This window comes from Desulfofundulus sp. (assembly GCF_049701015.1).
Taxonomy (GTDB): Bacteria; Bacillota; Desulfotomaculia; order Desulfotomaculales; family Desulfovirgulaceae; genus Desulfofundulus.
In genome coordinates this window covers 1-7,462 of sequence record NZ_JBNATZ010000120.1, presented here as the reverse complement: position 1 = coordinate 7,462, position 7,462 = coordinate 1, and the positions used below count along the sequence as shown (strand labels likewise).

At 50.4% G+C, this 7,462-nt stretch carries 7 protein-coding genes; 1 reads left to right on the top strand and 6 read right to left on the bottom strand.

What is annotated here, in order from left to right:
* Positions 1–140: 140 nt before the first annotated feature.
* The 6 genes from ACPLUI_RS08645 to ACPLUI_RS08620 form a co-directional block, all read right to left on the bottom strand.
* Positions 141–905, bottom strand: a complete 765-nt coding sequence (locus ACPLUI_RS08645; RefSeq protein ID WP_424659863.1) for a sensor histidine kinase — start codon at positions 903–905, stop codon at positions 141–143.
* Between the two features lie 83 nt (positions 906–988).
* Complete coding sequence (locus ACPLUI_RS08640; RefSeq protein WP_424659862.1) at positions 989–1,486, bottom strand: hypothetical protein; 498 nt, start codon at positions 1,484–1,486, stop codon at positions 989–991.
* Between the two features lie 189 nt (positions 1,487–1,675).
* A complete protein-coding gene (locus tag ACPLUI_RS08635) occupies positions 1,676–2,203 on the bottom strand; it encodes a gamma carbonic anhydrase family protein (protein ID WP_424659861.1) in 528 nt (175 codons plus the stop codon).
* 232 nt (positions 2,204–2,435) lie between these two features.
* Positions 2,436–3,068 carry a GNAT family N-acetyltransferase gene (locus tag ACPLUI_RS08630; protein WP_424659860.1) on the bottom strand — a complete coding sequence of 211 codons (633 nt, stop codon included), beginning with the start codon at positions 3,066–3,068 and terminating at the stop codon, positions 2,436–2,438.
* 158 nt (positions 3,069–3,226) lie between these two features.
* Positions 3,227–4,579, bottom strand: a complete 1,353-nt coding sequence (locus tag ACPLUI_RS08625) for a sigma-54-dependent transcriptional regulator (protein ID WP_424659859.1) — start codon at positions 4,577–4,579, stop codon at positions 3,227–3,229.
* Positions 4,580–4,581: 2 nt separating this feature from the next.
* Entirely contained in the window at positions 4,582–6,105 is a 1,524-nt protein-coding gene (locus tag ACPLUI_RS08620; RefSeq protein ID WP_424659858.1) for an ATP-binding protein, read from the bottom strand.
* A gap of 407 nt (positions 6,106–6,512) precedes the next feature.
* Between ACPLUI_RS08620 and ACPLUI_RS08615 the strand changes: the two genes are divergently transcribed.
* The gene (locus ACPLUI_RS08615) at positions 6,513–7,184 is read left to right on the top strand and encodes a hypothetical protein (protein WP_424659857.1); all 672 of its coding nucleotides are present in this window, start codon (positions 6,513–6,515) and stop codon (positions 7,182–7,184) included.
* Positions 7,185–7,462: the final 278 nt, after the last annotated feature.

The window sequence follows — 7,462 nt, the reverse complement described above, 5'->3', positions numbered from 1 at the left end:
AGCCGGTAGTGGGGGCCGCCATATTGACTCTACTGTGGCCTTCAAGCAGGCCGACAGGGGACTGCGCCGCAGGCTGGACCGGGACGAGGTGGCCGTGGTAGGTGTTTAGAAAAAATGGGCAGGTTGTTGAGCATCACTCTTCAACCCGCCTTGGGAAGTGTTACCGTAAATGTGGTGGGCTGGGAGGTCAACCGCACCTGCCCACCATGATGTTCCACTATTTCCCGTACTATGGCCAGCCCCAGGCCCCTGTTTTCCCCCTTGGTGGAAAAGCCTGTTTCAAAAATTTTTTCTTTTATCTCTTCTTCTATTTCCGGACCGGAATTACTCACCGAGATAATATAGCATTGTTCGTCTTCCCCTATTTCCAGCCTGATGTAACGGTCGCCGGTTGCTAAGAACACCACTGCTTCCATAGCGTTGTCCAGCAGGTTGCCAAGAATGCGGTTCAGGTTGTAGGGGCGCATGGCCAGTTTTTCCAGGTCGCTCTCTACAATCAGGCCGAAGCTGATGTTGCGGCTCGCCGCCAGCGCCGCTTTTTGCTGGATCAGGGCGGCCACCTCGGGCTGTTTCAACCGCAGGGTTTGGGATAGAATACGGATGTCGGCCGTAACCTCGGCCAGGTATGCCCGGGCGCTTTCCGGCTTTCCCATCTGCAGCATGCCGTATACGGCCTGCAGGTGGCTGATGAAGTCGTGGCGCTGTGCCCGGATGTTTCGGATCATCTCCTCCAGGTTCTGGATATGCCTGGCCTGCTGGCGTATTAAGTTGTCCTGTTCTTCCAGTACGACTGACTTTCGCAAGAAAATAAAGCCCAGGATGGTGTTCCCAAAAATAATGATGTCAACCACTGCTATCCAGGCTGGCGGGATCGATGTTTTGAAATAAACCAGGTACTGGGTCAAAAGGGTAATAAGCAGCGCCTGCCCCAAACTGAAGAATATTATTAAATAGTTTGGAAATGACAACTTACTCATTTTTAACTTAATCAGTCTTCCTGGTTTTTTGAACGGTCAACGGAAGAATATCGTGGTCTCCTGAAGGCAATCTTTTTTTTGACGCACAAAAGCGTTATCAGAGTCAGCACAACCAGTTCCGGAATGGCTAATAAAATGCGCAGGATTTCAGATTTCCAGACTTCAGCAAGTGTTTTGCCTGTAAGTGCCAGCAAAACAGGCCAGAGGAGCATCTCCACTGTCGCCAGTACAACTATTCCTATCATGGCCGCACTTAAAGCTACAGGAACGGAAGTCCTGAAAAAGATCACTATCAAGGCAGCGATTACGATTATGCCGATTAAAGTATGTATTCCATAAGGTATGGGTAGTTCACGCACGAAATATGAGCAGAGCGATGAAAGCACTGCTGCTGGAACAATCCGCCGCCACTTGAGCTCAACGCCCATAAGAGTTAAGCCCAGGGCCAGGATGATGATGCTCTCCGGGATGGACTGCAAGATCAAAGCGAGCAGAGGCATTCTGTCCATGGTTGTCTCCCCATCGATTGGATTATGCGGTCAAGCAATTAAATTAACTTTTGACTTTACAATCAGGACTTAAACAGGCCCGGGAGTACCACCGAATAACACTCTCTGGCACATATTTCTCTAAAAACAAAAAACCTCCTCTTTTTCTACAAGATAAATTTTCTATTTTCGACAGGAAATCTTCGAGTGTCATCCGGCTGTACTGGTTAATTTTAATTGATAGTGCCTGGCACGCTCTTGATAATGGAAGGCCAGTTTTGAAAGTTTTCCCTTTTCCTGTTCCGAAAGTTGCCGGACTACCCGGGCTGGAGAACCCAGGGCAAGATGGTCCGGGGGGATTTCCTGCCCTTCCACCACCAGTGCTCCGGCACCTACCACCGCTCCCCGGCCTACGCGGGCACCGTTGAGAACTATGGCACCCATACCGACAAGTGTGCCATCTTCAATGGTGCAACCGTGGAGTATGGCTCCGTGTCCCACTGTGACCCGGTTTCCGATTTTCAGGGGATAGCCGGGATCTTCGTGCAACAGACATCCGTCCTGAATGTTTGTTTCCTCACCTATTTCCACTTCGTCCGCATCGCCCCTGATTACCGTATTGAACCAGACGCTGCTGCCCCGGCCGATTTTGACCCGGCCGATGACTCTGGCTCCGGGTGCGATGAAAACGCCTGCTGCTAACTGCGGCCTGCAATCTCCCAACTCGTAAATGCTCATAGGTCAGTCCCTCCTTTTTAAAAAAATATACCTCACTTTCCGTAAAAAGGCAAACGGTCAGGATGGGGGAATCATTTCATGTAAGCAAAAAAAAATGCCCCAGCCAGGGGCATTCAAGGTGGGGAAAGGAGAGGCGGTTTGAGCTTGTGATATATTTCACTTTAAAGTATAGAATAACACCCTCTCCCTGTCAAGGAATTTAAAAAATCTTAGTGAAGAATTTAAGAAAAACTTAGTCAACAAGCGAATTTTGATAGGTTAGATCTTCAAAAGCTTTAATGTACGTCTTGCTGACCTTCCTGCCGAAACGTACCATCAACATGTTGGCTGGATGTTCCAGGATTTCCGGGTCGTCTGTCCCTCGCCTTTTGAAACCTGCGCTCCCAAAAAGCCGGGTCAGCATGCGCTGGTAGGTGAAAACGTCCAGCCCGCTCCCCTGCAGGTCCCAGTGCCAGTAGAATTCGGTGGTGATGACCACGTAATCCTCCAGCTTCTCGTTCTTGAAAGCCTGATGTAGCAGTTCTTTTGCTATGCCCTGACGTTGCCAGCTCCGGCTGACTTCGATAGCTCCGAGTTCCAGCAGGCGGGGATGCCTGCTCCAGCGTGTATATTCGCTGGGTTTGTGAAAGAGTACATACCCTATGATTTCCTGCCCGTGCCGGGCAATATAAACGAGCCCTTCCGGATCACTGGCGGTAATCATTAAAGCTTCTTTTTGCCGTGTGGGGTTGCGGAAGTTGCGCAGGTGTTCGTTCATGGCAAGGGTGGCAAGGTAATCCCTGCTGACAGGTCCTTCTATAAATACCATGCCCTGTATGGTGTTGATCTGTTTTGTTTCAGTTGTTTTAGCACTAGCAGTTAACATGGTCACCCACCGATCTTTCCTGGTTTTGAGTGCGTAGCTGTTCTGTAGATCCCCCGGTTATAAAAATATTCTGATAAAAGTCTCAAAAATCCTGCTGCCGGAAAAACTTTTTCCGGCTTTTTTTAAAAGTAGGGATGGTTTGAGGGCGTTCCCTAAAACTAACCGGTGATGATACCGTATTTCTGTGCCCGGTATAAAAGGGCGGACCGGGTAATACCCAGCAACTGGGCGGCACGGGTCTGATTCCCCCCGCTTTTCTGCAGGGCCTTGATGATCAGCTCTTTTTCAACCTGTTCCAGGGAAATGCCTTCGTCAGGGAAGTGGACTACCAGCTCCTTTTCATTATGGTTCGTGTTCAGAAGCTCCTTGGGCAGGTGTTCGGGCAGTATCTCATTGCCCTGGCAGATGATGGCCGCCCGCTCAATAACGTTCTGCAGTTCCCGGATATTTCCCGGCCAGTGGTAATTGCACAGCAGTTCCATGGCTGCCGGGGAAATTTTATGCACAAGGTACTTGGGGCGGAACTTTTCTAAAAAATGATTGGCTAAAAGGGGGATGTCCTCCTTTCTTTCCCGCAGGGGCGGCAGGTGGATCTGGAACACGTTGAGACGGTAATAGAGATCCTCCCGGAAAAGCCCCTTTTCTATGGCTTTGGCCAGGTTGCGGTTCGTAGCTGCAATAACGCGTACATCCACGTGAATTGTTTCCGTACCTCCGACCCGCTCGAAGCACCTTTCCTGGAGTACCCGCAGTAGTTTTGCCTGCATGGAAAGAGACATCTCGGTAATTTCATCCAGAAAAATGGTACCCCGGTCGGCCAGTTCAAATCTTCCCAGCTTGCGAGCAGTGGCCCCGGTAAAAGCTCCCTTCTCATGGCCGAAAAGTTCGCTTTCCAGCAGTTGTTCGGGTAGTGCCGCACAGTTGATGGCGATAAAAGGTCCGTCCCGGCGGGGGCTGTTCTGGTGGATGGCTACCGCGGCCACCTCCTTACCGGTACCGCTTTCCCCCGTAATCAACACCGTGGCGTCGCTTGCGGCTACCCGTTCGATTAATTTAGTCACTTCCTGGATGGCCGGGCTCTTGCCAACCAGTTTGCTGTACTTCTGGGTTAATTCGGAGCGCAGAAAACTAACCTCCGTGGCCAGCTGGGTGATTACCAGGTTCTGTTTAATGACCATTTTTAATTCGTCCAGGTCGAAAGGCTTGGTGATGTAATCGGCCGCACCTATTTTCATAGCCTCGATTGCCGTTTCAATCGTGCCGTGTGCGGTCAGAATAACCACCGGTATCCTGGGTTGCAATTCCCTGGCCCGCCGGAGTACGTCCATTCCGTCCATCTCAGGCATTTTCAGGTCCAGAATTACCAGGGAGGGCTGTTCTTCGCGTATCAGTTCCAGACCTTTTACGGGGGAGGTGGTGGATAACACATGGTAGCCCTCCTGCTGCATGGCACGTTCCAGTGCCCAGCAGAGGTGCTGTTCGTCATCGATGATTAAAATTGTTGGTACCATGGTTATGCCCCTCCTGTCTGATGCGTTATGGGTAAGTATACGGTAAAAGTCGCGCCTTTTTCACTGGAGGTCACATCGATGCTACCGCCATGACTGGTAACTATCTGGTGGCTGATGGACAGCCCCAATCCGGTTCCGTCTTTACGGGTGGTGTAGAAAGGATCGAAAATCCTTGAGATTTCCTCGCTGGCAATTCCCGGGCCGGTATCGCTGAACCTGATACATACGTTGTCCCTGTCGGTGTAGGTTCTGATCTTCAACGTACCCCCCCGGGGCATGGCCTGGACCGCATTCAAAATTAAATTTACAAACACCTGTTTGATTCGCTCCCCGTCTACTTCTATGACCGGGACATCCGGATCTTTTTCTACCGTTAACTGTACCCGGTGTTCCTTTAAAAGCGGTGTTGTAAAGGTAAGTACTTTGTCCAGCAAGGAATTTACCGAAGCTGGATGGACGAAATTCTTCGTCGGCCGGCCGAAATCCAGTAGCTCCTGGATGATCCTGTTTTGCCGGTCGATTTGTTCTTTAATTATATCGGTATACTGTTTGATGTCATATACGTTCTTTAAATCTTGTTCCAATACCTGGATAGTGGTTTTAACGACGGAAATGGGGTTGCGCAGTTCATGTGCGATACCGGTAACCAGCCGCCCGAGGGCGGCCAGTCTTTCGGACCGGTGCAGTTGCTCCTCCAGCTTTTCTTTTTCAGCGATGGAGCGGGCCATGCGGTTAATTGCCCGTGCTATCTGACCGGCTTCCCCCGGAAGGTCCGGAAGCAAGTGGTTCAGGTCCTTCTCCAAATAGGCGAGGCCTTCCTTGATCTGGTTTACGGACCTCACGAGATTATGGACCAGGTACAGGGCCCCCCCGGTGCAGGCAAAGGAAACAAACAGAGTTACGTAAATGGAAATGAGGCGAAAATACCGGCTCTGGGCGTAGATGGGGTGCAGGCGTTCATCAACCCATACTACTGCCACCAGCTTGCCGTCAATCATGAGGGGTGTAAGGTATTCAAAAGTCTCATCGCTTAAACTTGTTGTCAAGCGGGCAATGGGTCGCTTGCTGGCTACTACGGCCATCAGTCCCGAGTCTGCCTCATTCAAAATGCGTTTTTCCCTTTCACGGCTTTCCTGTGGTGAGAGCTGGCGGTACTGGTGCAGGAAACCCTGCACGAAAATTTGTTTGCTTTCGGGCAGGTAGAGGCCGAACCTCACACCTGGATAGTTGGGGACCAGGGGGCCGGCAACCTCATTGAAGCTGGTCTTGAGGTAACTGACCTGGCTTTGAGGGCTGAGGCTTGTGAATTCTTCACCTTTGAGTTTTTTCTGAAGGTTGTCTTCTAGTGCGGGGACAACCTGGTTCTGCAGTAAAGAACCCAGACGTTCCTGTAAAGAGGAAATCATAACTTCTTCGCTTTTGGTGGCAAACACCAGGTCGTAAAGCAGCAGTAAAACGGGAATCAGCAGCAGTACTGCAATGATCGCCATGATTTGAAAGCGCAAACTGCGCCAGCCTGCTTTCATTCTGTGCGCCCCCCCTTACCCGGTTTAAATCCCGCGTAAAACCTCGCCCTGTGGGTGGCGGATAACAAACACTCGCTGTCTGAAAACAGACAGCCTCTACCTTCTCAAATTGCTTGTGTTAGGGCTCTTTTTACTTGGTGATTGGTTAAGCAATGTTTGTTTTTAAACAAAGCTTTTGTGCTGTGACTAATGCTAACCTGTTATGCCCGGGCTGTGACAGGCTGGCATGTAAAATGCTATGCCTATTTATAACTTTTTTCACAAGCCCTTGTGTTTATTATAGCACAGTGGTTATGGCAAAGGAACATTGTACATGTGGTTACCTCTATTTTTATGTGCAAACATGTGCATGGGGTTACAAGCACAAAGTCCTGGCAGGTATTGGTCGGGTGAGGTGATAAAAGGCTATGGTTGAAAGGGATGCGTTACAGCTTTTCAATCGCCGCAAGGAAGAGTTTTTGAAAAAGATCACCCGGAATGTCACGGAAGGCAGGGAGGGTAAGGCGGGGGTAGTCCACGAGCTCAAAAATTTCCTTGACTGGTTCGAGTCCTGGTTACAGAGCGAAGAGGGTCTTGAAACGGAGCGGGTGGCTCCTGCCGCGGAGGAAAAAAACTTTGATCAATTTTTGGAGGAAGTGCTGGCCGGGACCAGGCGTATCCTGGCTGAACAGAACATCAAGGTCACATATGCCTTGCCGGGGCAAAATCTGGGGGTCAGTGAGTCCTGGAAGTGCGTAAAGGTATTTGGCAATAACGATATTTACTACCGCATTGGCCGTACCCGGCCGCGGAAAGGGCAGTACCGGGGCCGGGAGCTTTTAGTCATAGACCTCGTTATGGATGGTTATAAAAAGCAGGTTTTCCTGCCCCTTCTTGAATTGAAAGCGGAAATCGAAAAACGACTGGGAGCTGTGCTGGAAAGGGAGTTGCCCAGGGTTGAGGCAACTGGCAAATACCGGCTGAAAGTAATCTTTCCCTATGAAGTTGTGCGCAGGGGTGACAGCTGGCTGGCGGCACGTAAGTTTGCCGAGTTCATTGCTATAACTAAACCATTGCTAAACGGGTTGGGAATACAGTAGGGGCCTATAGCCAGGTCCCTCAAGGAGAGGGGGTGAAAAACCATCAGGAGCGAGTTGGGTAAGAGCAGCAGGGACAGGTCTCCCGGTCGGCAGGTTATAACGGTTTCAAGAATGAATTTCAGTTATCCGGGATTTCAGGGATACTATGAATTAATCATGGGAGGATAAAATTATGCTTGATTGGTTGTCTACCGTTACAGGGGGCGGGCTGGTGGCTAAGGCAACCGCAGCCGTAACCACTACTGGAACAGCTGTGAGCGCAGCCGCCGGAACTCCCG

Excerpts from the sequence above, each read along its gene's own strand:
- ACPLUI_RS08620 (WP_424659858.1), bottom strand. The coding sequence starts at position 6,105 with ATGAAAGCAGGCTGGCGCAGTTTGCGCTTTCAAATCATGGCGATCATT.
- ACPLUI_RS08635 (WP_424659861.1), bottom strand. The coding sequence starts at position 2,203 with ATGAGCATTTACGAGTTGGGAGATTGCAGGCCGCAGTTAGCAGCAGGC.
- ACPLUI_RS08630 (WP_424659860.1), bottom strand. The coding sequence starts at position 3,068 with ATGTTAACTGCTAGTGCTAAAACAACTGAAACAAAACAGATCAACACC.
- ACPLUI_RS08640 (WP_424659862.1), bottom strand. The coding sequence starts at position 1,486 with ATGGACAGAATGCCTCTGCTCGCTTTGATCTTGCAGTCCATCCCGGAG.
- ACPLUI_RS08615 (WP_424659857.1), top strand. The coding sequence starts at position 6,513 with ATGGTTGAAAGGGATGCGTTACAGCTTTTCAATCGCCGCAAGGAAGAG.
- ACPLUI_RS08625 (WP_424659859.1), bottom strand. The coding sequence starts at position 4,579 with ATGGTACCAACAATTTTAATCATCGATGACGAACAGCACCTCTGCTGG.